This window comes from Microbacterium sp. PAMC22086 (assembly GCF_019443525.1).
Classification (GTDB): domain Bacteria; phylum Actinomycetota; class Actinomycetes; order Actinomycetales; family Microbacteriaceae; genus Microbacterium; species Microbacterium maritypicum.
Genome location: NZ_CP080380.1, coordinates 2,918,388 through 2,943,616 on the forward strand (window position 1 = coordinate 2,918,388; position 25,229 = coordinate 2,943,616).

General features: G+C 65.7%; 20 protein-coding genes and 3 rRNA genes. 1 reads left to right on the forward strand and 22 read right to left on the reverse strand.

The features are described from left to right. Window positions 1–8: 8 nt before the first annotated feature. From cmk to KY497_RS14580, 19 genes are all read right to left on the reverse strand, one after another. The gene (cmk, locus tag KY497_RS14490) at window positions 9–728 is read right to left on the reverse strand and encodes a (d)CMP kinase (protein WP_219869376.1); all 720 of its coding nucleotides are present in this window, start codon (window positions 726–728) and stop codon (window positions 9–11) included. Further along, window positions 721–1,857: a prephenate dehydrogenase gene (locus KY497_RS14495; protein WP_219869377.1), complete on the reverse strand. Its 1,137-nt coding sequence runs from the start codon at window positions 1,855–1,857 to the stop codon at window positions 721–723. Before KY497_RS14495 ends, cmk begins: the two co-directional genes overlap by 8 nt. Beyond that, entirely contained in the window at window positions 1,854–2,660 is an 807-nt protein-coding gene (locus KY497_RS14500; protein WP_141388104.1) for a pseudouridine synthase, read from the reverse strand. Before KY497_RS14500 ends, KY497_RS14495 begins: the two co-directional genes overlap by 4 nt. Further along, window positions 2,657–3,271 (reverse strand): SMC-Scp complex subunit ScpB, encoded by a 615-nt coding sequence (gene scpB, locus KY497_RS14505; protein WP_219869378.1) that lies wholly within the window; start codon window positions 3,269–3,271, stop codon window positions 2,657–2,659. Before scpB ends, KY497_RS14500 begins: the two co-directional genes overlap by 4 nt. After that, window positions 3,261–4,118: a ScpA family protein gene (locus KY497_RS14510; RefSeq protein ID WP_141388108.1), complete on the reverse strand. Its 858-nt coding sequence runs from the start codon at window positions 4,116–4,118 to the stop codon at window positions 3,261–3,263. Before KY497_RS14510 ends, scpB begins: the two co-directional genes overlap by 11 nt. Then, complete coding sequence (locus KY497_RS14515) at window positions 4,102–4,935, reverse strand: ParA family protein (RefSeq protein ID WP_174799605.1); 834 nt, start codon at window positions 4,933–4,935, stop codon at window positions 4,102–4,104. The genes KY497_RS14510 and KY497_RS14515 overlap by 17 nt, the downstream gene beginning before the upstream one ends. 108 nt (window positions 4,936–5,043) lie before the next feature. Further along, a complete protein-coding gene (locus KY497_RS14520) occupies window positions 5,044–6,381 on the reverse strand; it encodes an ABC transporter permease (RefSeq protein ID WP_141388110.1) in 1,338 nt (445 codons plus the stop codon). Then, entirely contained in the window at window positions 6,378–7,058 is a 681-nt protein-coding gene (locus KY497_RS14525) for an ABC transporter ATP-binding protein (protein WP_141388112.1), read from the reverse strand. Before KY497_RS14525 ends, KY497_RS14520 begins: the two co-directional genes overlap by 4 nt. Continuing rightward, window positions 7,055–8,698, reverse strand: coding sequence for a hypothetical protein (locus KY497_RS14530; protein ID WP_219869379.1), 1,644 nt, complete (start codon window positions 8,696–8,698; stop codon window positions 7,055–7,057). The genes KY497_RS14525 and KY497_RS14530 overlap by 4 nt, the downstream gene beginning before the upstream one ends. Continuing rightward, window positions 8,698–9,714: a hypothetical protein gene (locus tag KY497_RS14535; protein WP_219869380.1), complete on the reverse strand. Its 1,017-nt coding sequence runs from the start codon at window positions 9,712–9,714 to the stop codon at window positions 8,698–8,700. Before KY497_RS14535 ends, KY497_RS14530 begins: the two co-directional genes overlap by 1 nt. Before the next feature lie 152 nt (window positions 9,715–9,866). Further along, the gene (xerD, locus tag KY497_RS14540) at window positions 9,867–10,769 is read right to left on the reverse strand and encodes a site-specific tyrosine recombinase XerD (protein ID WP_219869381.1); all 903 of its coding nucleotides are present in this window, start codon (window positions 10,767–10,769) and stop codon (window positions 9,867–9,869) included. A gap of 2 nt (window positions 10,770–10,771) precedes the next feature. Then, window positions 10,772–11,353 carry an NUDIX hydrolase gene (locus KY497_RS14545; RefSeq protein ID WP_055867133.1) on the reverse strand — a complete coding sequence of 194 codons (582 nt, stop codon included), beginning with the start codon at window positions 11,351–11,353 and terminating at the stop codon, window positions 10,772–10,774. Continuing rightward, window positions 11,346–13,040 (reverse strand): CTP synthase, encoded by a 1,695-nt coding sequence (locus KY497_RS14550; protein ID WP_017830134.1) that lies wholly within the window; start codon window positions 13,038–13,040, stop codon window positions 11,346–11,348. The genes KY497_RS14545 and KY497_RS14550 overlap by 8 nt, the downstream gene beginning before the upstream one ends. Before the next feature lie 17 nt (window positions 13,041–13,057). Then, a complete protein-coding gene (gene recN, locus KY497_RS14555; RefSeq protein WP_219869382.1) occupies window positions 13,058–14,749 on the reverse strand; it encodes a DNA repair protein RecN in 1,692 nt (563 codons plus the stop codon). A gap of 13 nt (window positions 14,750–14,762) precedes the next feature. Next, complete coding sequence (locus KY497_RS14560) at window positions 14,763–15,683, reverse strand: NAD kinase (protein WP_055867128.1); 921 nt, start codon at window positions 15,681–15,683, stop codon at window positions 14,763–14,765. Beyond that, window positions 15,680–16,477 (reverse strand): TlyA family RNA methyltransferase, encoded by a 798-nt coding sequence (locus tag KY497_RS14565; RefSeq protein ID WP_055867122.1) that lies wholly within the window; start codon window positions 16,475–16,477, stop codon window positions 15,680–15,682. The genes KY497_RS14560 and KY497_RS14565 overlap by 4 nt, the downstream gene beginning before the upstream one ends. Further along, the gene (locus tag KY497_RS14570; protein ID WP_164743656.1) at window positions 16,474–16,650 is read right to left on the reverse strand and encodes a hypothetical protein; all 177 of its coding nucleotides are present in this window, start codon (window positions 16,648–16,650) and stop codon (window positions 16,474–16,476) included. Before KY497_RS14570 ends, KY497_RS14565 begins: the two co-directional genes overlap by 4 nt. A gap of 52 nt (window positions 16,651–16,702) precedes the next feature. Continuing rightward, window positions 16,703–17,740, reverse strand: coding sequence for an HAD-IIA family hydrolase (locus tag KY497_RS14575; protein WP_219869383.1), 1,038 nt, complete (start codon window positions 17,738–17,740; stop codon window positions 16,703–16,705). Continuing rightward, complete coding sequence (locus tag KY497_RS14580; protein WP_219869384.1) at window positions 17,740–18,516, reverse strand: hypothetical protein; 777 nt, start codon at window positions 18,514–18,516, stop codon at window positions 17,740–17,742. The genes KY497_RS14575 and KY497_RS14580 overlap by 1 nt, the downstream gene beginning before the upstream one ends. A gap of 6 nt (window positions 18,517–18,522) precedes the next feature. On the opposite strand from KY497_RS14580, the gene KY497_RS14585 reads away from it, so the two are divergent. After that, window positions 18,523–19,656 carry a hypothetical protein gene (locus tag KY497_RS14585; protein ID WP_219869385.1) on the forward strand — a complete coding sequence of 378 codons (1,134 nt, stop codon included), beginning with the start codon at window positions 18,523–18,525 and terminating at the stop codon, window positions 19,654–19,656. A gap of 9 nt (window positions 19,657–19,665) precedes the next feature. On the opposite strand, the gene rrf is transcribed toward KY497_RS14585, so the two are convergent. From rrf to KY497_RS14600, 3 genes are all read right to left on the reverse strand, one after another. Next, a 5S ribosomal RNA gene (gene rrf, locus KY497_RS14590) occupies window positions 19,666–19,782 on the reverse strand. A gap of 108 nt (window positions 19,783–19,890) precedes the next feature. Next, window positions 19,891–22,995, reverse strand: a 23S ribosomal RNA gene (locus tag KY497_RS14595). A gap of 418 nt (window positions 22,996–23,413) precedes the next feature. Continuing rightward, window positions 23,414–24,937 (reverse strand): 16S ribosomal RNA (locus tag KY497_RS14600). The 16S, 23S and 5S rRNA genes sit together here, the layout of an rRNA operon. Between the last annotated feature and the right edge of the window lie 292 nt (window positions 24,938–25,229).

Sequence of the window (25,229 nt, forward strand, 5' to 3'; positions counted from 1 at the left end):
ATTCGTCGTCAGCCACGTTGTGCTCCTTGGATTCGTTCGATCACCGTGAGGACGGCATCGATGGTCTGGGGGAAATCGAGTTCCGTCGAATCGACGACCTCGACGCCTTCTGCGGCGTTGAGGAAGTCGACGACGGCGCTGTCTGAGGCATCGCGCTCGTGCAGCGCCGCGGCGACAGCAGCCGCGTTCTCGCCGGCGAGTTCGCCGGCACGTCGGGCGGCCCGTACCTCGGGGGCCGCGGTGAGAAGGATCCGCACCGGGGCGTCGGGGGCGACAACGGTCGTGATGTCCCGCCCTTCGACCACGACGGCGGGGTACGACGACTCGGCGACGAGTCGCCGGAACATCTCGTTGACCTGTGCCCGCACCTCGGGCACGCGCGCCACGCCGCTCACGGCCCCGGAGACCCGCGGGTCGCGGATCGCCTCGGTGACATCGACGTCGCCGACGAGCACCGTCCGCTCGTCGGGGTCGAGCCCGAGCGTGAGCGGGAACGCGGATGCCGCGGCGCGAACAGTCTCGGGATCCTCGGTGTCGGCACCCTGATCGAGTACATGCCAGGCCAGCGCACGGTAGGCGGAGCCGGTGTCGAGGTAGCCGAAGCCGAGGGTGCGGGCGACGGCCTTCGACACACTGGACTTGCCGGAGCCGGCCGGGCCGTCGATCGCGATGAACTTGTGGGCGTCGGTCACGTGCGTCTCCGCGGCAGAGGTCGAGATGTCAGTCATTGGTGCTCCCTGCGATGCGCCAGCCGCGCTCCTGCAGTCCGGTGATCGCACCGTGCAGCGCTGCCGGATCGACGCTGATCTCAGCGAGACCGAACTGCGCGCCGGGAGAGTGCTCGAGACGGAGATCCTCGACGTTGACGCCGAGCTCGCCGAGCTCGCCGAACAGCCTTCCGAGCTGCCCGGCGGTGTCGTCGACCATGACGACGAGCGATTCGAAGCGCTGGTTCTGTCCGTGCTTGCCGGGAAGACGCTCGACGCCGTCGTTGCCCTGACGGATCGTCTCGGCCACGATGCGGCGGGCGCCGGGAGCCCCGGGCTGGCGAAGGGCGTCGGAGATCTCCCCGAGGTCGGACGCGAGCGCGTCGAGGATCTCGACCACCGGCGCGGCGTTCGCCCCGAGGATCTGCACCCAGAGCTCAGGGGCGGATACCGCGATCCTCGTCGTGTCGCGGACGCCCTGGCCCGCGAGACGGAGCGCCCCCTCCTCTGCTTCGGCGAGGCGACCCGCGAGCAGACTCGCCACGACCTGGGGCACGTGCGAGGTCAGTGCGACCGAACGGTCGTGCTCCTCCGGAGTCATCTCGAGCGGCATCGCTCCCACATCGAGCGCCAGAGCCTCGACGAGGGCGAGATCGGAAGCCTTGGTCTCCTCGTCACGGCACACCACCCACGGCCGACCGATGAAGAGGTCTGCGCGGGCCGAGATCGCCCCACCGCGCTCACGACCGGCGAGCGGGTGCGAGCCGATGTAGCGGGCGAGGTCGACGCCGCGGGCCCGGAGCATGCGGAACGGCTCGAGCTTCACGCTGGCGACGTCGGTGACGACGGCGTGCGGGAACCGTTCGAGCTCTACCTGGATCACGTCGGCCGTGACATCGGGCGGGACGGCGACCACGATCAGAGATGGTGAGTCGTCCTCCGCAGGGAGGCGGCCTGCACCGTAGTCGACGGCGAGGCGGAGCTGTGCGGGCGAGGCATCGGTCAGCACGACGTCGACGCCCTTCGTGCGGAGCGCATGCCCGATGCTCGCGCCGAGGAGTCCGGCGCCGACGATGCGGACGGTGCCGGAGAGGCGCGGCGCGACGAAGCCCGCTCTCCGCCCCGTGGGCGCACTCGTCGTATCGGTCATTCGTTCTCCTGCTCGCCTGGCGCCTCGGCGACACCGGAATCACGGCGCGACAGGGTCAAAAGCGCGCCGAGTTCGATTTTACTCAGTTCCCGCGTCTTCCCGGCCGGGAGGGTTCCCAGGTGGAGCGGACCGAACTGGCGACGCACGAGCTCTGTGACGGGGTGGCCGACCGCGGCGAGCATCCGACGCACGATCCGGTTGCGACCGGAATGCAGCGTCAGCTCCACCAGGCTCGACCCGCGAGACGTGTCCAGCAGCCGCGCCTTGTCCGCCGCGATCGGACCGTCTTCGAGCTCGATGCCCTTGGTGAGCTTCGAGATCGTCTGCGGCAGCACGGTGCCCTTGACCTTCGCGATGTACACCTTGGTCACGCCGAAGGAGGGGTGCGCCAGCACGTGCGCGAGGGCGCCGTCATTGGTGAGGATCAGCAGTCCGCTGGTCTCGGCATCGAGGCGGCCGACGTTGTACAGACGCTCCTCGTAGTCGGCGGTGAAGCGACGGAGGTCGGGACGGCCGCTCTCGTCCTTCATGCTGCTGACGACGCCGGTGGGCTTGTTGAGCATGACGTAGCGCTTCGAGACGTCGAGCTGCACGGCGGTGCCGTCGACATCGACGAGGTCGTTCTCCGGGTCGATCCGCCTGCCGAGCTCGGAGACGACGATGCCGTTGACGCGGATGCGCCCCTCGGTGATGTACTGCTCGACGACGCGTCGCGAGGCCACCCCCGCGCCGGCGAGGACCTTCTGCAGGCGCACGCCCTCGGGTGCGGTCTCGGAGTCTGTCGAGGCGTCGAAGCCGGTCATCGGATGGTCCCTTCGTCGAATCCGTCTGCCCCGTCATCGAGCAGCGGGGAGATCGGGGGCAGCTCGTCGAGCGAGTTGATGCCCAGGTGCTGGAGGAGCGCCTCGGTCGTGCCGTAGTTGAGCGCGCCCGTCTCGGAGTCTGCGAACAGCTCGGTGATCAGGCCTCGGGCGAGGAGAGTGCGCACGACCGAGTCGACGTTCACCGCGCGGATGGAGGCGACCTGGCTGCGCGTCACCGGCTGCTTGTAGGCGATCACGGCCAGAGTCTCGAGAGCGGCCTGCGAAAGACGAGCGGGGGCTTGTCCGCCGACGAACTCGGCCACCACGGCGTCGAGGTCCTCACGCACGTACAGTCGCCACCCGCCGCCGACCTCCCGCAGCTCGAAGCCGCGTCGAGGACCAGTGCCCGCACCGTCGTAGTCCTCGACGAGCGCCTCGAGCGTCTGACGCACGGCGGGCACGGGCGATCCCACGGCCGCGGCCAGTGCGACCAGACCGATCGGCTCGTCCACGATGAACAGGATCGCCTCGATCCGCTCGGAGAGGGGGATCGCCGGCACCGCGTCCGTGCTCTCCGGGGTCAGGCTCTCGTCGGTCACGTCATCGGTCATAGTCGGCTCCCAGGGTCGCCAGCGTCTCATCCGACCAGGAGTCGGCTGCCCAGCGCAGCGTCAGCTCGCCGAGCGGTTCCAGTTGTTCGAAGGACAGTGCCGCATGCCGGTACAGCTCCAGCACCGAGATGAAGCGCGCGACGACGATACCCGGCTCGGTCACGCCGGCGACGAGCTCGCGGAAGCTCAGCGACTCGGCGCCGCGCAGCAGCGTCACCACGATCGCCGCCTGTTCGCGGATACTGACCAGCGGCGCGTGCAGATGGTCGAGCCCGACGTGCGGGATATCCTTGGGCGCGAAGGCCAGCAGCGCGAGCGCCGCGAAGTCGTCGGCGGTCAGCGACCAGACGAGCTCCGGTGTCTGGCGGCGGTGCTTCTCCTCGAGGCGGACGGCACGCACATGACGACGGTCTTCGCGCTGCAGGCAGCGGGCGAACCACGTCGAGACCTCCTTGAAGGCCCGGTACTGCAGCAACCGGGCGAACAGCAGATCGCGCGCCTCGAGAAGAGCCACGGCCTCGGCATCCACCAGCTCGCCCTGCGGCAGAAGCCCTGCCACCTTCATGTCGAGCAGTGTCGCAGCCACGACCAGGAACTCGGAAGCCTGATCGAGATCATCGTCGTCGTCGAGCGCGCCCAGGTACGCGATGAACTCGTTGGTGACCGCGCTCAGAGACACCTCGGTGATGTCCATCTCGTGCTTCGAGATGAGGTTCAGCAGTAGGTCGAAGGGGCCATCGAAGTTCGACAGCGAGACCCGGAAGCCTGCGGTGTCGGCAGACGCGGAATCGCCTGCGCCCTCCTCGGGCGACGCGTCGACAGGTCTTTCGCTAGGCGACGGCGCCACGGGCGACCAGCTCCCGCGCCAGCCGCAGGTACGCCTGAGCGGCGGCGTGCTCGGGCGCGAACTCGGTGATGGGCACACCTGAGACCGAGGCATCCGGGAACTTCACGGTGCGGCCGATCACGGTCTCCAGCACGTCGTCGCCGAAAGCTTCGACGACGCGCTCGAGCACCTCGCGAGAGTGCAGCGTGCGCGGGTCGTACATCGTCGCCAGCAGGCCGTCCATCGTGATCGACGGGTTCAACCGATCGCGCACCTTGTCGATGGTCTCGATCAGCAGCGCCACACCACGCAGCGCGAAGAACTCGCACTCGAGCGGGATGATCACGCCGTGAGCGGCCGTCAGTGCGTTGACGGTGAGGATCCCGAGCGAGGGCTGGCAGTCGATGAGGATGACGTCGTACTCCCCCGCCACCTGGCGGAGGACACGGGCGAGGATCGTCTCACGCGCCACCTCGTTGACGAGGTGCACCTCGGCGGCGGAGAGATCGATGTTGGCCGGCATGACGTCGAGACCCTCGACGCTCGAGTGCACGATCGCGTCGTGCGCGTCGCGCTTGGTGTCCAGCAGCAGGTCGTAGATCGTCGGCACATCGTGCGTCGGGATGCCGAGGCCTGCCGAGAGCGCACCCTGCGGGTCGAAGTCGACGGCGAGGACCTTCCGGCCGTACTCCGCAAGAGCCGCGGCCAGGTTGATCGAGGTCGTCGTCTTGCCGACGCCGCCCTTCTGGTTGCACAGCGCGATGATGCGCGCAGGACCGTGCGACTTCAACGGCCCGGGGATCGGGAACCCGTGATAGGGGCGGCCGGTGGGTCCCATGGGGGTCTCGTCGGCCTTCTGCGCCTTCGCCCTGGACTTCGCCACTTTCTCAGCCACCCGTTCTCCTGCTCCTTCGTGCTTGGTCGATTGTACCGGCCGGGCCCCCTCTCACACGCCGCGCAACGCGGCGACCGGCTCGATGCGGGCTGCACGACGTGCCGGGTACCATCCGGACGCCCATCCGACCAGCGCACCCAGGAGGGTCCCGGCGACGGCGACCAGAGGATCGGTCACGGGCGACCACCCCTGCACCGCCGCGACGGCGATCACCGCGACCACGCCGAGTGCCGACCCGATGATGCCGCCGATGAACCCGATGACGATGGACTCCACCATGAACTGCGCGCCGATCTGTCGCCGGGTCGCGCCGAGCGCACGCCGCAGCCCGATCTCGCCGATGCGCTCCATCACCGAGAGCAGGGTGACGTTGGCGATGCCGAGACCGCCGGCGAGCAGAGCGATGACGCCCAGGATGAGGAACACGACGTTCACGTCGGCCTGCACGTTCTGGCTGAGGTCGGACGATGCCGCCGGTGACCGCGCCTCGAGCGAGTCGGGGTCGTCGGGCTGGAGGGCCAGCACCGCCTGCTTCGCGACCTGCGGCCCCGCCCCCAGCGCGATGTGGATCGTCAGCTCGGAGGGCGCGGTCAGTCCGAAGTCGGCACGAGCGGACCCTTGAGGGATGATGACCCCGTCCACGAACTCGGAACGGCGATCCATGCCCTCGATGATGCCGATGACGGAATATGAGACACCTGCGATGAAGATCGAGGGCTGCGAATCGACGCGATTGATCCCCATCCGCTCGGCCGCGCGCTGTCCCAGAACCGCGACGCGGTCGCCACGGGCGTCGTGTCCGTCATCGAAGAAGCGACCGGTCACGAGGTCGCCGTCCACCGTCTCCGGAAGGTCCTGCGTGGTGGCGAAGAGCTTCGGGGATGCCGTGATCGGTGCCGAGGGATCGTTCACCGGCACTGCCGTGATCGTCTCGCCGTCCGCGAGCTCGACCGGGGCGATCAGTGCGGCGCTGTCCACACCGGCCAACAGCTTCACGCGCTCGGGAGAGTCCCACGGCAGCCGCCCGGTCGCGACCGTCGTGTTCCCCTTGCCCGATTGCGCCTTGGCCGGGGTGACGACCACCTGCGTCGCAGCGACGCCGTCGAACTGCCTCGCGATCTGCGCGGCGGCGGTCTGCGCGAATCCGAGCGTCGCGACCAGCGAAGCGATACCGAGGACCGTGCCGAGGATGGTCATGACGAGCCGTGCCGGTCGCGAGCCGATGTCGGCCGTGGCCTCGGCCACGAGGTCCTGGAACGTGAACCGATCAGCATGCTTCACCGCCGGGAGCAGCGCGGCCGCCGAGTTCTTCGGCTCCACGACCTCATCGCCGGGGTTCTCGGCGCTCGTTTCCTCGACGTTCCTGCGACGCCGCAGCACGCGTTTCACAGTTCCGTCAATCGGCCGTCGGCGATGCGTATGCTGCGGCCGGCACGCCGTGCCACCGCATCGTCGTGGGTGATGACGATGAGCGTGAGTCCATCGGCGTTAAGCTCCTCGAACAGCTCCATCACCTCGCCCGAGGTGCGCTGGTCGAGGTTTCCCGTCGGCTCGTCCGCGAGCAGCAGCTGCGGGCTGCTGACGACCGCTCGCGCCACGGCGACGCGCTGGCGCTCACCGCCCGAGAGCGAGTTAGGGAAGAAGTCGATGCGGTGTCCGAGGCCCACGCGGGTCAACGCCGCCCGCGCACGGGCCTCACGCTCCTGTCGCGGCACGCCGCTGTAGAGCATGGGCATCAGCACGTTGTCGAGCACGCTGCGCCGCGGGAGCAGGTGGAAAGACTGGAACACGAAGCCGATGAACCGCGCGCGCACCGCCGCCCGCTCGTCCTCGGTGAGGTCACCGGTGAGCGAGCCCGCAAGCCGGTACTCCCCCACACTCGGACGATCGAGGAGCCCGAGAAGGTTGAGCATGGTCGATTTGCCCGATCCACTGGGTCCGACGATGGAGATGTAGTCTCCCGCTTCCACGGTGAGCGTCGCGGCCTTGAGCGCCTGCACCTCGGGCGGGCCGGGGAACGAGCGCGTGACATCGCGGAACTCGACGAGCGGAGGTGCAGGCGTCACCGCCCGACCACCACCAGGTCGTTCTCCTCGAGCCCGCCATCGACGGCCGTCACCTCGACAGCGCCCTTCGCGGCGAGTCCTGTCTCGACGACGACGAGCCTCGTCTTCGCATCCTTGCCCTCACGGGGATCGGACTCGACGACCTCCACGCGGGATTCGCCGCCCGGTCCGGCAGTGAGTGCGGCGAGAGGAACGGAGAGCACGTCTCCGTCTGTCGCGCCGATCGCGAGCTTCACCCGCACGTTCTTCCCCTGCAGCTGGGTGATCTGCTCAGGCGTGAGCGGATCGGGATCGAGGAGCACCTCCCACCGCGCCTTGTTGTCCTTGCCCGCTTTCAGCTCCGAGATCACGGCACGATGCGCCGTCCCGTCCGGGAGTTCGAACGACCCTTCCGCCCCCGCGGTGAGAAGGGCGGCGTCCGCCTCGGCTGCGGCACCGGTCAGACGCACCGTCGCTCCCGAGACGGTCATGGCCGAGCCCGACAGCACCGATCCGCGCTCGACGCCGACCGCGTCCACCCGGCGCGGGAGCTCAGTGAGGTAGAGCACCTCGCTCGCCGGCAGGTAGGGAAGCGCCTTCTGACGAGCCTCTTCGAGAACCTGATTGGCAGAGGTCACCTGAGCGCGAGCCGAGTCGAGTGCCGAGCGCTGGGCGCTGGTGTCCCTGCCCTTGCGGAGCTCGTCCCGTTCGAGCTGGGCGGTCTGCAGATCCCATTGCGCCTGCTGCACGTCTCCATCGCCGCCCTGTGCCTTGGCGAGAGCCTGCTGGGCCGCGGCGACCTTCACATCGGCCTGCCAGGTCTCGACGGCGCTGGGTCCGGCTCCTGCCTCGTTCAGCGCCTTCTGGGCCTCCGTGACTCCGGTCTGCGCCGCGCGGACCCCCTCCTCGGCGGCCCGCACGCCGTCGGACGCGCCGTCCTCGGGCGAGGGCACGGGATATCCCGCCTGCGCGTACAGCTGGGCGACCGCATCAGCCGTGGCCCGATCGAACACGTTCGAGTTCACATCGCCGACGCCGATCCCGACGCTCGTGAGTGCCTGCTTCAGCTGGAGCACGTCCGGGCCGGAGACCCCGAACCGCAGCGTGCGGTACGAGGGGAGCTCACCCGGAAGCACGATGACCGGCCTCCCGACCACCTCGAGGGCGATCGAGAGCGGGGTGAGAGTGGCTCCGACCTCAGGGACCTGACCTGTGACGACCGCCGCGCCGGAGAACGCCGACGTGTCGAGCTTCACCTCGACCGCGTCCGCGTATCCGACATCCGCACGCAGCGTCACGTCGTTGCTGAGCGGGCCGAAATCGACCGGCGCCGTGACGAGGCCGGGTTCGGGTGCATCGGCACTGGAGGCGTCCGGCGACATCAGGAAGCGGCCGACGAGCAACCCCGCGACCAGGCACACCACGGCGATGAGCGCCACGATCCAGAGAGCACGATTCCCCCGCAGCACCCGTCCCCACCCGCTCACGCGAGAGGCGTCCGCCTCCGTCGCCTTCTCCTCGGCATCGGGATCAGGATCGGCGCCGTCGATGAGTTCGGAGAACGCCGTCGTCTCCGCCGTGGATGCGGCCGTGGATTCGGGTTCGGATGCGGGCGTGGATCCGGTGGGGAGCTTCGTGGTCGGAGTATCGTCCTCGCGCATCACTTGCTCTGCTCTGCAGCGGCCTTGAACGCCTCGAGCTCCGTCTTGTTCTCGGCGATGAACTTCTCCTCGAGCGCGAACTGGATCTCCAGGGACTTCGTCGCGAAGGAGGTCTTCTCACGGCAGTCGAGATCGATGAGGGCCAGCTTCAGCTCCCGCTCCCCGAGCGCCTTCATCTCCGGGCTCTTGCTCGGGTCCTCGAAATCGGCAGCTTCGGTGTCGACCGGCTCCGAGCCGTCGCCGTAGGCCGTCTCATAGATCTTGTTCTGCTCCTCCATGATCGACTCCGCCACCTCGGCCTGCTTCGTGAAGCCGGGCTCACCCTTGTCTGCCATGCACGACGCCCACTCCGCGTTGAGGTCGGCCAGCTCCGGGGACTCCTGCGACGCCGTCGTCAGCTCCTCCATCTTCGTGCGGAGGGCACTGAACTCCTCGGACTGCGTGATGTCGTCGCCCTGGACCTCATGCTGCGCCCAGCCCTGGCAGCCGGCGTCCTCCCAGCTGTACTCGTAGCTGCCGTCCTCGGCCATCTCGTCCTCCGCCGGGCTCGGGCCGTAGAGCGTCTCATAGAACGCGGTCTGCTCCGACTCCGAGAGAGAGGAGACGTAGTCGGCGTTGGGGTCGGAGTTCTCCTCCTCGGACGGGTTCTCCTCGACCTGCTCCGCGAACGGGCTGTTGACGTACCCGTAGCCGTACTTCTCGACCCACTCCCGCTTCTCGGGCTCCCACTCGCCGCCATCCGAGATGACGGTGCCGTTGCTGGCGTTCGGTGTGTACTCGAACCCTTCGTCGGCCATGCACTGCGCGACCAGTTCCTCGACCTGGGCCTGCTCCTTTTCCATCTTCTTCTGCTGCTCCTCCTGCGAGAGGTCTCCGCCCCACGCCGCAGAGAGGTACTGGCTCAGCGGCGAGTCCTCGTAGCTGAGCTTGTCGTCGGAGGACGCGCCTCCGCAGCCCGTGAGGATGAACACCATGGCGGACGCCGCGAGCGCGGCGAGAGGAACGGTGGAACGCATGCGAAAGACTCCTTTGTACGACCGAAGATGGCCGGAGCCCTCCACGCTAAATCGTCAGACGCGGGCCCCGCATCCACCTGAGGGATGATAAATCACGCGTCGTGAAGAATCCGGGCGATGCTCCTGGCGCGTCCGATAACGGACCTCTCCCCTCAGCGCGCGCGGGGATGCGAGGTCGCGTAGATGTCGCGGAGGGCGTCGACCGAGACGTGCGTGTAGATCTGCGTGGTCGCGACGGAGGAATGGCCGAGCAGCTCCTGCACCACGCGCACGTCGGCACCTCCCTGCAGGAGGTGCGTCGCGAACGAATGCCGCAGGGTGTGCGGCGAGACGTCGGTGGTGATCTGGGCGCGCTCGGCGGCGGCCCGGATGACCAGCCACGCGCTCTGGCGGGAAAGCGGGGCTCCACGAGCACCGAGGAAGAGTCGGGCCGATGCCCGTCCCTTCATGGCGAGCCCCGGGCGCACGCGCGTCAGATAGGCGTCCACGGCGGTGCGCGCGTAAGACCCCAGGGGCACGATGCGCTCCTTCGACCCTTTGCCCCTCAACCGCAGGACGTCGCCGTGAGCCAGATCGTCCACATCGAGGTCGATCGCCTCCGACACGCGCGCGCCGGTCGCGTAGAGGAGTTCCAGCAGAGCACGATCACGGATGCCGAGAGGTTCTTCGTCTGAGGGCGCCGAGAGAAGGCGCTCGACCTGTTCTATGGTCAGCGCCTTGGGAAGCCGTTGCGGCGCCTTCGGCGGACGGAGACGGGCGCTCGGGTCATCGACCTCGATGCCCTCCCGCGCCAGGAAGCGATGCCACCCTCGCACCGAGGACTGCAGTCTGGCCAGGCTCGTCGAGGCCGGGGGCGGCTCCGCCGAGGCCCGCTCACCGATGAACCGATCGATCACCGCGGATGTCACCTCCGCGGTGTCGCCGATCCCCTCGGCGACCAGCCACTCACGGTATGTCCCGAGGTCACGTCGGTACGCCGCGATCGTGTGCGCGCTCAGGCCGCGCTCGACCGTGACATGACGCAGGTAGGCGTCGAGGGCGCGCTCGAGCAGCATCGTCAGCTCCGGTCGCGGAGCCTCTGTGCGGCTGCGAGCACACCGATCGCGAGGATGCCGTTGCGCATCCGCCCCTCGAGCACGGCGGAGACGGCCTCGGCCAGCGGCACCCACTCCACACGGATGTCCGCTTCCTCGTCTTCGCGATCGTGTGGCGATCCGGCCGATGCGACCCCGGTCGCGAGGAACAGGTGGATGATCTCGTCGTTCCCGCCGGGAGTCGTCCACGAGGAGACCAGCGGCTCCCAGTGCGCGGCGACCAGGTCGGCCTCCTCGGCGAGCTCGCGTCGGGCGGCAGCGAGAGGCTCCTCCCCCTCCACGTCGAGCAGCCCGGCTGGAAGCTCCCAGTCACGGTGCCGGATCGGATGGCGATATTGCTGGATCAGCAGCACGCGCCCCTCGTCGTCGAGCGCGACGATCGCCACCGCGCCGGTGTGATCGACGTACTGCCGAACGATCTCGCCCTCGCCGTAGCGCACGCGGTCGGAGCGCACGTCCCAGACGCTACCCCGGTAGACGAGGTCGCTGTGGAGAACCTCCGGCTCGAAGGGCTCGTCCCGGAGGTTCTCCGTCGACTCAGTCATCCGCGCTGACGTCGAACAGCTCGCTTGCACGGTGCCGCTCGATCGCCGCACCGACCAGGCCGCGGAACAGCGGGTGCGGGGCGGTCGGACGCGAACGCAGCTCGGGGTGCGCCTGGGTGGCGATGTAGTACGGGTGCACGTCGCGCGGCAGCTCGACGTACTCGACCAGGTCGAGCTCAGGGTTGAGGCCTGAGAACACCAGTCCTGCTGCCGAGAGACGGTCGCGGTAGGCGTTGTTCACCTCGTAGCGGTGACGGTGGCGCTCGGATGCCTCGGGCGCGCCGTAGAGGTCGCGGGCGAGCGACCCCTCGGCGAGTGCGGCCTGGTACAGACCGAGGCGCATGGTGCCACCCAGGTCGCCGCCGTCGAGGATGTCGACCTGCTCGGCCATCGTCGCGATGACGGGCTCTGCGGTGTCCGGGTCGAACTCGCTCGACGAGGCACCGACGATTCCCGCCACGTCACGGGCGTACTCGATGACCATGCACTGCAGTCCGAGGCAGAGGCCGAGCGTCGGGATGCCCTGCTCGCGCGCGAACTTCAGCGCGCCGAGCTTGCCTTCGATGCCGCGGATACCGAATCCGCCGGGCACGCAGATGCCGTCGAGCTCGGCCAGCTGCTCCTGGGCGCCTTCCGGCGTCTCGCAGAGGTCGGACGGAATCCAGCGGATGTTGACCTTGGTCTCCTGCGCGAAGCCGCCGGCCTTGAGCGCCTCGGTCACCGAGAGGTAGGCGTCCGGCAGATCGATGTACTTGCCGACCAGACCGATCGTCACCTCGTGCTTGGGGTTGTGCACCGCGTGCAGCACCTTGTTCCAGCGGGTCCAGTCGACATCGGCCGCCTTCTGGTCCAGACCCAGGCGGCGCACGATGTACGAGTCGAGACCCTGGTCGTTCAGCGTCGAGGGGATGTCGTAGATGCTCGGCAGATCGACGGTGTTGATGACACCCTCGACGTCGACGTCGCACATCAGCGCGATCTTATTGCGGTTGCTCGCGCTCACCGGACGGTCGCTGCGCAGCACCAGCGCATCCGGCTGGATGCCGACCTGGCGGAGGGCTGCGACCGAGTGCTGGGTCGGCTTGGTCTTCTGCTCCCCCGACGCGCCCATGAACGGCACGAGCGACACGTGCACGAAGAAGACGCTGTCGCGTCCGAGCTCGTGGCGCAGCTGGCGGGCGGACTCGAGGAACGGCTGGGACTCGATGTCGCCGACGGTGCCGCCGACCTCGGTGATGATCACGTCGGGGCGCGGCTCCTCAGAGGCCTGCAGCCGCATGCGGCGCTTGATCTCGTCGGTGATGTGCGGGATGACCTGCACGGTGTCGCCGAGGTACTCGCCGCGGCGCTCGCGCGCGATGACCTGCGAGTAGATCTGACCGGTGGTGACGTTGGCCGCCTCGGACAGGTTGATGTCGAGGAAGCGCTCGTAGTGTCCGATGTCGAGATCGGTCTCGGCCCCGTCATCCGTCACGAAAACCTCGCCGTGCTGGAAGGGGTTCATCGTGCCCGGATCGACGTTCAGGTACGGGTCGAGCTTCTGCATCACAACGCGCAGACCGCGAGCAGTGAGGAGGTTGCCGAGGCTGGCAGCCGTCAGTCCCTTACCCAAAGACGAAACGACACCACCAGTCACGAAGATGTGCTTGGTCGTGTCGTTCTTGGGTCCCGCAGAAGAAGAGTTCATCACGGGCTTCGATCCTATCAGGCAGTGGGGACGCGGAGGCTGAGAAGTTCGCGGGCATGGGTCAGAGCGGCATCGGAATCGGCGAGTCCCGACAGCAGACGCGCCATCTCGGCTTCCCGCTCCTCCCCCTCCAGACGCCGCACACTGGAGGCCGTGACCGCGCCGTCATTGGCTTTGACGACCGAGAGATGGTTGTTCGCGAAGGCAGCGACCTGTGCGAGATGCGTCACCGCGATGACCTGCGACTTCTCGGCGAGCCGGGCGAGTCGCCGCCCGACTTCGATAGCCGCCGCTCCGCCGATGCCCGCATCGACCTCGTCGAAGACGAAAGTCGGAACCGGGTCCGTCGCGGCGATCACCACTTCGATGGCCAGCATCACGCGCGAGAGCTCGCCACCGGACGCACCTTTCGAGACGGAGCGCGGCTCCGCACCGGGGTGAGGAGCGAGGAGGATCGCGACATCGTCGCGACCGTGCGCGCTCTCCGCTCCTTCGGAGACCACGACCTCCAGGCGCGCGTCCGGCATCACGAGTGCGTGCAGCTCTTCGGTCACGGCCGCACCGAGCCGGGACGCGGCCTCGGTGCGCGCTGCCGTCAGGGCGTCGGCGTGTGCGTCGAGCTCGCTCCGCGCCGCATCCCGCTCGGCGATGAGGCGTTCGATGCGATCTCCGTCGTCATCGAGCTCGGCCAATCGAGCGGATCCGGTATGCCAGAGGGCCAGGGCTTCGTCGAGAGATCCGTGCGCACGGATCAGGGTGCCGAGGGCGGCACGGCGTTCCTCGACGGCGGCGAGCTCATGCGGACCGGTCTCATCGAGGTCTGCGAGATAGGCGGAGAGGAGGCCGGCGGTGTCGGCGATCCGGTAGCCGATGTCGGCGAGGTTCTCCCCGATCGCGATCAGCTGGGCATCGGACGCCCTCTCCAGCACGCGACGCGCCTCAGCGACGAGTGCCGAGGCATCGGGCTCGCCCTCTTCGTTCGAGAGCGCGCCGTGGGCGAGGGAGGCCGCGAGACGCAGCTCTTCGGCATTGGCGAGACGCTCCGCGCGCGCAGTGAGCTCCTCGTCCTCCCCCGGCTCGGGCGCCGTCGCCTCGATGAGGGCGATGGCCTCCCGAAGACGCGCGGCCTCTTCGGCTCGACGGTCCCGGTTCTCGGTGATCTCCGTGATCTCGCTGTCGAGGGTCCGCCAGCGTGCGAAGGCCTGGGCGTAACGGTCCACGGCGTCCGTGATCGGAGAGCCGCCGAAGCGGTCGAGGGCATCGCGTTGAGCCGCGGCCGAGCGCAGACGCAACTGCTCGGACTGGCCATGGACGACGACGAGCTCTTCCGCGAGCGACGAGAGCACACCGGCGGGCGCGGCGCGTCCCCCCACGCTCGCACGGCTGCGGCCCTCCGCGCTCAGCGTGCGCGACACGTAGAGCTCTGCGCTCCCGGCTCCGACGGGCTCGAGCTCGCCACCGGCATCGGCGACGATCTCCGCGACGCTGCCGGCGGCGGGGACGATCCAGACGCCGGCCACCGATGCCTGTGCTGCGCCGGCACGCACCGCTCCGGAATCGGCACGCTGACCCAGCAGCAGTCCGAGGCCGGTGACGACCATGGTCTTGCCCGCACCCGTCTCGCCGGTGATCGCGGTGAATCCAGGGCCGAGCGGCAACACGGCATCGGCGATGACGCCGAGTCCCTGCATCCGCATCTCCTCGATCATGACGTCTCCTCGATCACGACGATGCCCCCGGGGCTTGGCCACGCCATCCTTCGACGGGCAACTGGAACTTGCGCACGAGGCGATCGGTGAACGCCGTCGGATGCAGACGCGCGAGCCTCACCGGACGCGACGACCGACGCACCACGACGCGAGCGCCCGGCGGCAGATCGTGCGAGCGCCGGCCGTCGCACCACAGAATGCCCGAGCCGTCGGTGCGCTCGAGCATCTCGATCGCGACGGAGGCATCGGGACTGACGACGAGCGGCTTGGCGAACAGAGCGTGGGCGGACAACGGCACCACGGCGATCGCCTCGACGCTGGGCCAGATGACCGGGCCCCCGGCCGAGAAGTTGTAGGCGGTCGAGCCCGTGGGGGTGGACACGACCATGCCGTCGCAGCCGAAGCTCGACAGCGGTCGGCCGTCGATCTCGAGCACGACCTCGATCATCCGCTCACGGCTCGCCTTCTCGACGGTGGCCTCGTTGAGGGCCCAGGTCTCGTAGACCACGGTGCCGTCGGCATCCTTCACACGCACCGACAGCGCGAGTCGCTCCTCGACCTCGTAGTCACGGTCGATGACACGACGCACGGCCTTGTCCATGTCGTCGCGATCGATCTCGGCGAGGAAGCCGACGTGGCCCATGTTGATACCGAGCACCGGTGCACCGCTGTCTCGCACGAGTTCCGCCGCACGCAGGATCGTCCCGTCACCACCCAGAACGATGGCCAGTTCGAGGTCGGACGGGTCGACGGAGACGCCGAGCACCTCGGTCTCGGCGAAGAACGGGTCGACGGCGACGAGGGCCTCGTGATCATCGGCGGCGAGGACGGGCCGTGCGTCCGCGTCTCTCAGCGCATCGATCACCCGGCGGGCGGCCTCGACGGTGTCCACACGGCCCGCGTGGGCGACGACCAGGATGCTGCGCTCGTTCATCGTCCTCCTGCCAGTCGGTTGATGCTGTCCAGCCATTCTGTCGGATTGCTTCCCCGGCCCGGCGCGAGATGCACGAGATACTCGGCGTTGCCGTGCGTTCCGAGGATCGGGGAGGGAAGGATGCCGAGCATTCCGAGCCCTGCGTCCCAGGCGCTCCAGACCGTTCGCGACACCGCATCCGCGCGCGTGGCGGGATCCGTGACCAGTCCCCCGCGGACGGCGGTGCGCCCGACCTCGAACTGGGGCTTCACGAGCAGCAGGATGTCGGATTCCGCTGTGCCCACGGCGGCGACGGCGGGGAGGACGAGTTCGAGGGAGATGAACGAGAGGTCTCCGACGATGAGGTCGGGCGCCTCAGCCTCTCCCGTGGCAGCAGTGAGGTTCTCACGAGTCATGTGGCGCACGTTGTAGCCCTCGACGGCCACCACTCCCGGGTCGGCGGCGATGGTCGGGGCGAGCTGCCCGTGCCCGACGTCGACGGCCAGAACTCTGCGTGCTCCGCGTTCCCGCAGCACCTGGGTGAAGCCCCCGGTGGATGCGCCCATGTCGAGCGCGAGACGCCCCTGGACCGGGATCGCGAAGCCGTCGAGTCCGGCGATGAGCTTGTGGGCGGCGCGCCCGACGTAGTGGTCGGCCCCGGCGATCGTGATCTCCGCCGCGTCGTCGACAGCGGTGGACGCCTTCACGACGGGGCGGCCGTCCACGCTCACGAGTCCCTCGGAGATGAGGGTGGCCGCGTGGCTGCGCGAACGGGCGAGTCCTCGGGCGGCGAGGGCGGCGTCGAGTCGCGTCATCGGGATCCCGAAGTCTCCCGCTGCTCGAGCTTCGCGCCGCTGTCGAGGCGACGTGAAAGCTCGTCGTGGAGGGCTGAGTACGCATCGGCTCGCGCCGGAAGCGGCTGGCCCTCGATCAGGCGCAGTCGACTCCACAGACCATCGGTCGGCGCGCTCGTCGTCTCATCGCTCACGGTTCTACTGTACGCGGCGCCTCCGACGCCGGAGGGAGCCACGCGAGCCGCCTCAGGGGCGATGGAACGGATCGTCATACAGGCGCTCGGGTACCCGCAGCACGAACACCGGGGTCCCGGATGCCCAGATGGCGGCGGCACCCGCGCGCAGCAGATCGATCTGCTCGCCCGACTCCGCGACGATCTCGACATCCGCTCCCGAGACGCGCACGGCGGCACCGTTCACGTGGAACACACCGCCCTGCTCGATCACCTCGGGATAAGGAGCATGGAGCTCACGGAGGTCGCCGAGGATGTAGGTGGGACGCGAACCCTCCGGTGCGGCCAGCACATGCTTCGGACGATCGATGCCCGTGAGCACCAGCACCGAGTCGATACCGACACGACTCGCTCCCATGATGTCGGTGTCGAGACGGTCCCCGATGAAGAGCGCCTTCTTCGCGCCGAAGCGCGCGAGGGCCTCACGGAAGATCGGCTCCTCCGGCTTCCCCGCGACCGTCGCGAGCCTGCCGATGGCCGTGTGCACGGCCGAGACGAGCGTCCCGTTGCCCGGCGCGACGCCGCGTTCGCGCGGAATCGTCCAGTCCGTGTTGGTGGCGATCCACGGGATGCCGCCTTCGTCCTCGGGAAGCTTGAGCGCGTATGCCGCCTCGGCGAGATCCGTCCATGCCACCTCGGGAGCGAGCCCCTGCACGACAGCGCTCGGCGAGTCCTCGGCGCTTCGCGTGACCGTGTAGCCGGCCTTCTGCACCTCGTCGACCAGGCCGTCGCCGCCGATGACGAGGATCGTCGCCGGCGCGGGGACGATCTGCGCCATCAGTCGCATCGCGGCCTGCGGGCTGGTGACGACATCGGATGCCTGGACGCGCAGCCCGAGACTGCTCAGGTGCGCTGCGACCGAGGCATCCGTGCGTGCCGCGTTGTTCGTGATGTAGCCGAGCCGGGCCGATTTCGCCGCCTCGTTGAGGCTGTCCACCGCGAACGGCAGCGCGCGAGGCCCTGCGTACACCACACCATCGAGATCAGCGAGAACCGTGTCGACCCCGTCGAGCGGAGTGCGCGGGGATCGCTTCCGAGAGAACAGCGCCACTACGCCTCCGGGTCCGAGTCATCGTCCTCGTCTTCGCCGAGAAGCTCGCGCACCTCGTCTTCGACCGTCGGGTCCACTTCCGCAGACGCGTCGTCGTCGTCAGAGGCGCTCTCCTCTTCGACATCCGACTCTTCCTCAGCACCCTCAGGAGCGAGATCGTCAGAGGTCGCCGCGGCGACGCCCTGTGCGCCGCCCTCGTCGTCCGGGAACTCGCCTTCGATGAGGCTGTCTTCGATGAAGATCTCCTCGTCGCCGGCGTCAGCGACGCCCAGCGCCTCGGCGGCCACCTCGGCGCGATGAGCCCAGAACTCCGCCTCGTCCGCGCGTCCGAGATCTTCGAGGACAGCGGCACGAGCGGCGAACAGAGCCGGGCTCCATTCGAATGCGCGATCGGGGTCGAGCTCGGGGATCTCGAGCTCGCCGAGTGCGAGTTCGAGATCGCCCTGGTCGAGGCGAGCGCCCGACATCGCGATCGCCAGCGCGACGCGGACAGGCGTGTCGAGCGCGGAGCGATCGACGGCTCGCCCAGTCTCGAGAGCACGGTCGGAACGACCGATGCCGCGCTCGCTGTCGACCATCAGCGCGATCTGATCGTCCTTGCCCGAGATGCGGCGGTAGGTGCGCAGCTCGCGCAGAGCGAGGGCGAAGTCCTCCGTGGCATACGCGGTGATGCCGAGAGTCTCCCGGACGATCGCGATGCGGCCGGCACGTCGCGACGCAGCCAGCGCATGCTCGTGAGCCAGTGCGGGATCCTCGTCGATGAGGCGGGAGGCCATCGCCAGATGACGGGCGACGTGCTCGGCGTTCTCCTTGCTCAGAGTCTTGAGCTCGTTGCGAGCTGCCCCATTGAGATCACGGGCCGTGACCTCATCGGGGATGTGCGGCTCATCGAACCGCGGACGCTCGTTGGCCGCCTGAGCCGGACGCTCCCTGCCCGCTCCCCCACGCTGCGGGAAAGACCGGGACTTGTCGCGGTCGCCGCCATCGCGGCGAGGGGCTGCACCGTCACGGTTGTACCCGCCCTCGCGGCGCGGAGCTGCACCGTCACGGTTGTACCCGCCCTCGCGGCGCGGGGCACCACCATCACGGTTGTACCCGCCCTCGCGGCGCGGGGCACCACCATCACGGTTGTACCCGCCCTCGCGGCGCGGGGCACCACCATCACGGTTGTACCCGCCCTCGCGGCGCGGGGCACCACCATCACGGTTGTACCCGCCCTCGCGGCGGGGAGCTGCACCGTCACGGTTGTAGCCGCCACCCTCGCGACGGGGAGCCGCGCCGTCACGGTTGTACCCGCCCTCGCGGCGCGGGGCACCACCATCACGGTTGTACCCGCCCTCGCGGCGCGGGGCACCACCATCACGGTTGTACCCGCCACCCTCGCGACGGGGAGCTGCACCGTCACGGTTGTAGCCACCTTCGCGGCGGGGAGCTGCACCATCACGGTTGTAGCCACCTTCGCGGCGGGGAGCTGCACCATCACGGTTGTAGCCACCTTCGCGGCGGGGAGCTGCACCATCACGGTTGTAGCCGCCCTCGCGGCGGGGAGCTGCACCATCACGGTTGTACCCGCCACCCTCGCGACGGGGAGCTGCACCATCACGGTTGTACCCGCCTTCGCGGCGCGGAGCTGCACCGTCACGGTTGTAGCCGCCTTCGCGGCGCGGAGCTGCACCATCACGGTTGTACCCGCCCTCGCGGCGCGGAGCACCACCATCACGGTTGTACCCGCCACCCTCACGGCGCGGAGCTGCGGCGTCTCGACTGTTGCCGGAGCGTCCGCCAGAAGCCCGGTTCCCGCGCGATCCACTGTCGTCGTTGCGACGCGGACGGCGCTCTTCCTCTTCTGGCATGATGCTCCCTGCTCTCTTCGTGTAAACGCAAAATGGCCACCCAACGATGGGTGGCCATTTTGACTAAAAGGAGTCCGGCGGTGTCCTACTCTCCCACAGGGTCCCCCCTGCAGTACCATCGGCGCTGTGAGGCTTAGCTTCCGGGTTCGGAATGTAACCGGGCGTTTCCCTCACGCTATGGCCGCCGAAACACTATTGATGTTTCAATCAAACACATAACAAAGTCATTGTTGTTATGCGGTTCTCGACCGTACATCGAGAACCACTCAGTGGACGCGTAGCACCAACAAACGGTGTGTTATCAAGTCATCGGCTTATTAGTACCAGTCAGCTGCATGCATTACTGCACTTCCACATCTGGCCTATCAACCCAGTAGTCTGGCTGGGAGCCTCTCACCCGAAGGTATGGAAATCTCATCTTGAGGCCGGCTTCCCGCTTAGATGCTTTCAGCGGTTATCCATCCCGAACGTAGCTAATCAGCGGTGCTCCTGGCGGAACAACTGACACACCAGAGGTTCGTCCAACCCGGTCCTCTCGTACTAGGGTCAGATCCTCTCAAATTTCCTACGCGCGCAGCGGATAGGGACCGAACTGTCTCACGACGTTCTAAACCCAGCTCGCGTACCGCTTTAATGGGCGAACAGCCCAACCCTTGGGACCTACTCCAGCCCCAGGATGCGACGAGCCGACATCGAGGTGCCAAACCATGCCGTCGATATGGACTCTTGGGCAAGATCAGCCTGTTATCCCCGAGGTACCTTTTATCCGTTGAGCGACAGCGCTTCCACAAGCCACTGCCGGATCACTAGTCCCGACTTTCGTCCCTGCTCGACCTGTCAGTCTCACAGTCAAGCTCCCTTGTGCACTTACACTCGACACCTGATTGCCAACCAGGTTGAGGGAACCTTTGGGCGCCTCCGTTACTTTTTGGGAGGCAACCGCCCCAGTTAAACTACCCACCAGGCACTGTCCCTGAACCGGATTACGGTTCGAAGTTAGATATCCAGAGTGACCAGAGTGGTATTTCAACAACGACTCCACACGAACTAGCGTCCATGCTTCAAAGTCTCCCACCTATCCTACACAAGCCACACCGAACACCAATACCAAGCTGTAGTAAAGGTCACGGGGTCTTTCCGTCCTGCTGCGCGTAACGAGCATCTTTACTCGTAATGCAATTTCGCCGAGTTCGCGGTTGAGACAGTTGGGAAGTCGTTACGCCATTCGTGCAGGTCGGAACTTACCCGACAAGGAATTTCGCTACCTTAGGATGGTTATAGTTACCACCGCCGTTTACTGGGGCTTAAATTCTCAGCTTCGCCTTGCGGCTAACCGGTCCTCTTAACCTTCCAGCACCGGGCAGGCGTCAGTCCGTATACATCGTCTTGCGACTTGGCACGGACCTGTGTTTTTAGTAAACAGTCGCTACCCACTAGTCTCTGCGGCCTCCAAACGCTTTCGGGAGTAAATCCCTATACGCCGAAGGCCCCCCTTCTCCCGAAGTTACGGGGGCATTTTGCCGAGTTCCTTAACCACGATTCTCTCGATCTCCTTGGTATTCTCTACCTGACCACCTGAGTCGGTTTGGGGTACGGGCGGCTAGAACCTCGCGTCGATGCTTTTCTTGGCAGCATAGGATCACCCACTTTTTATCCGCATCGTGTCTCAGCCTATGTGAATCGCGGATTTGCCTACGACTCGGCCTACGCACTTGCACCAGGACAACCATCGCCTGGCTTGGGCTACCTTCCTGCGTCACACCTGTTAATACGCTAACCGCACCAGAATGGGGTCGTGCGCTAGGCCCAGAGCGTCACCCCGAAGGGATCAGTCACTGGGATTCAGACACTTAGCACTACTGGATTAGCTTGGGCGGTTCTTCGCCGGTACGGGAATATCAACCCGTTGTCCATCGACTACGCCTGTCGGCCTCGCCTTAGGTCCCGACTTACCCAGGGAAGATTAGCTTGACCCTGGAACCCTTGGTCTTTCGGAGGACGTGTTTCTCACACGTCATTCGCTACTCATGCCTGCATTCTCACTCGTGTAGCCTCCACGGCTGGTTTACACCGCCGCTTCGCTGGCCACACGACGCTCTCCTACCCATCAACACGGCTGGACCACGAAGGCCTACCAATAATGTCAATGCCACAACTTCGGTGGCGTGCTTGAGCCCCGTTACATTGTCGGCGCGGAATCACTTGACCAGTGAGCTATTACGCACTCTTTCAAGGGTGGCTGCTTCTAAGCCAACCTCCTGGTTGTCAAGGCAACTCCACATCCTTTCCCACTTAGCACGCGCTTTGGGACCTTAGTTGGTGGTCTGGGTTGTTTCCCTCTCGACTATGAAGCTTATCCCCCACAGTCTCACTGCTGCGCTCTCACTTACCGGCATTCGGAGTTTGGCTGACGTCAGTAACCTTGTAGGGCCCATCGGCCATCCAGTAGCTCTACCTCCGGCAAGAAACACGCAACGCTGCACCTAAATGCATTTCGGAGAGAACCAGCTATCACGAAGTTTGATTGGCCTTTCACCCCTATCCACAGCTCATCCCCTCAGTTTTCAACCTAAGTGGGTTCGGTCCTCCACGACGTCTTACCGTCGCTTCAACCTGGCCATGGATAGATCACTTCGCTTCGGGTCTAGGACATGCGACTGAATCGCCCTATTCAGACTCGCTTTCGCTACGGCTACCCCACACGGGTTAACCTCGCCACATATCGCTAACTCGCAGGCTCATTCTTCAAAAGGCACGCTGTCACCCCTACTAAGGAGGCTCCAACGGTTTGTAAGCAAACGGTTTCAGGTACTATTTCACTCCCCTCCCGGGGTACTTTTCACCTTTCCCTCACGGTACTTGTCCGCTATCGGTCATCTGGGAGTATTTAGGCTTATCAGGTGGTCCTGACAGATTCACACGGGATTTCACGGGCCCCGTGCTACTTGGGATACTCTTCGCGCCAAGAGAGGCATTTCGACTACGGGGTTGGCACCCTCTATGACCGGCCTTTCAAGACCGTTCGTCTATACCTTCTTGTAACGCCGCCATCTCGGCAGAGATGACTGAAAAGTCCCACAACCCCCAACGTGCAACGCCTGCCGGCTATCACACACGCTAGGTTTAGCCTGTTCCGGTTTCGCTCGCCACTACTAACGGAATCGCGGTTGCTTTCTCTTCCTGTGGGTACTGAGATGTTTCACTTCCCCACGTTCCCTCTACCCGCCCTATATATTCAGGCGGGAGTCACTAGGTCGGCACGCCGCCCAGCGGGGTTTCCCCATTCGGACACCCTCGGATCAAAACTTGCTTATCAGTTCCCCGAGGCTTATCGCAGATTGCTACGTCCTTCTTCGGCTCCAGATGCCAAGGCATCCACCGTTTGCTCTTAAAGACTTGAAATCACATGAGTTTGAATCAGAATCGACTCCAGACTCGAAAGCCTGGAATGAAATTGACTAATGATCTTTAAGATCATCTTGTGCAACCGATCCGAAGATCAGCTGCAAGATGCTCGCGTCCACTGTGTAGTTCTCAAAGTACGGGCGGTGCCCCTCATCGCTTCCCACCAAGGAGAAACAACGAAAGGCCCAGAGTAACCAAATGCTTCCAACCCGAAGGTCAAAGCGCATCCGGTCCCTCAGGACCCAACAGCGTGCAGACACCGGTCCCCTCACCCAGAACCTTCCAACCGCAAGCGGCGTACTAGTTCCGAGATCAGATCTCGATGCCATGTCAAATGTTCCACCCATGAGCTCCCAGCGAAGAACGTATGCCTTCGATCTGGGTTCTGGACTCCGAAGAGTCAGATGCTCCTTAGAAAGGAGGTGATCCAGCCGCACCTTCCGGTACGGCTACCTTGTTACGACTTAGTCCTAATTACCGATCCCACCTTCGACGGCTCCCTCCACAAGGGTTAGGCCACCGGCTTCAGGTGTTACCGACTTTCATGACTTGACGGGCGGTGTGTACAAGACCCGGGAACGTATTCACCGCAGCGTTGCTGATCTGCGATTACTAGCGACTCCGACTTCATGAGGTCGAGTTGCAGACCTCAATCCGAACTGGGACCGGCTTTTTGGGATTCGCTCCACCTCGCGGTATTGCAGCCCTTTGTACCGGCCATTGTAGCATGCGTGAAGCCCAAGACATAAGGGGCATGATGATTTGACGTCATCCCCACCTTCCTCCGAGTTGACCCCGGCAGTATCCCATGAGTTCCCACCATTACGTGCTGGCAACATAGAACGAGGGTTGCGCTCGTTGCGGGACTTAACCCAACATCTCACGACACGAGCTGACGACAACCATGCACCACCTGTTTACGAGTGTCCAAAGAGTTGACCATTTCTGGCCCGTTCTCGTATATGTCAAGCCTTGGTAAGGTTCTTCGCGTTGCATCGAATTAATCCGCATGCTCCGCCGCTTGTGCGGGTCCCCGTCAATTCCTTTGAGTTTTAGCCTTGCGGCCGTACTCCCCAGGCGGGGAACTTAATGCGTTAGCTGCGTCACGGAATCCGTGGAATGGACCCCACAACTAGTTCCCAACGTTTACGGGGTGGACTACCAGGGTATCTAAGCCTGTTTGCTCCCCACCCTTTCGCTCCTCAGCGTCAGTTACGGCCCAGAGATCTGCCTTCGCCATCGGTGTTCCTCCTGATATCTGCGCATTCCACCGCTACACCAGGAATTCCAATCTCCCCTACCGCACTCTAGTCTGCCCGTACCCACTGCAGGCCGGAGGTTGAGCCTCCGGATTTCACAGCAGACGCGACAAACCGCCTACGAGCTCTTTACGCCCAATAATTCCGGATAACGCTTGCGCCCTACGTATTACCGCGGCTGCTGGCACGTAGTTAGCCGGCGCTTTTTCTGCAGGTACCGTCACTTTCGCTTCTTCCCTGCTAAAAGAGGTTTACAACCCGAAGGCCGTCGTCCCTCACGCGGCGTTGCTGCATCAGGCTTGCGCCCATTGTGCAATATTCCCCACTGCTGCCTCCCGTAGGAGTCTGGGCCGTGTCTCAGTCCCAGTGTGGCCGGTCACCCTCTCAGGCCGGCTACCCGTCGACGCCTTGGTGAGCCATTACCTCACCAACAAGCTGATAGGCCGCGAGCCCATCCCCAACCGAAATTCTTTCCAGACGCAGACCATGCGGTCACGTCACATATCCAGTATTAGACGCCGTTTCCAGCGCTTATCCCAGAGTCAGGGGCAGGTTGCTCACGTGTTACTCACCCGTTCGCCACTGATCCCACAGAGCAAGCTCCGTGTTCACCGTTCGACTTGCATGTGTTAAGCACGCCGCCAGCGTTCATCCTGAGCCAGGATCAAACTCTCCGTAAAAAAGAAATGCATACCCCACCGGGAAAACGGTGACGCAGCGAGTTTGATGCTGACCAAAGAGACAAATTCATTGCTGACTTCATCCATTGCCAACCCCCCGGAAGGAGTTGGTCTTTGATCCAAAGGAATTCTCAACTAGCCGAAGCTAGACGAGGATAATTTGGCATTTGACAAGTGCACGCTGTTGAGTTCTCAAGGATCGGATGCTCCCACGACCCAGCCATCACAGCCAGGCCCGAAGGGCAACTTCTCTATCTTACCCACCTCGACCCGCTTGTCAAATCGGCGCGCC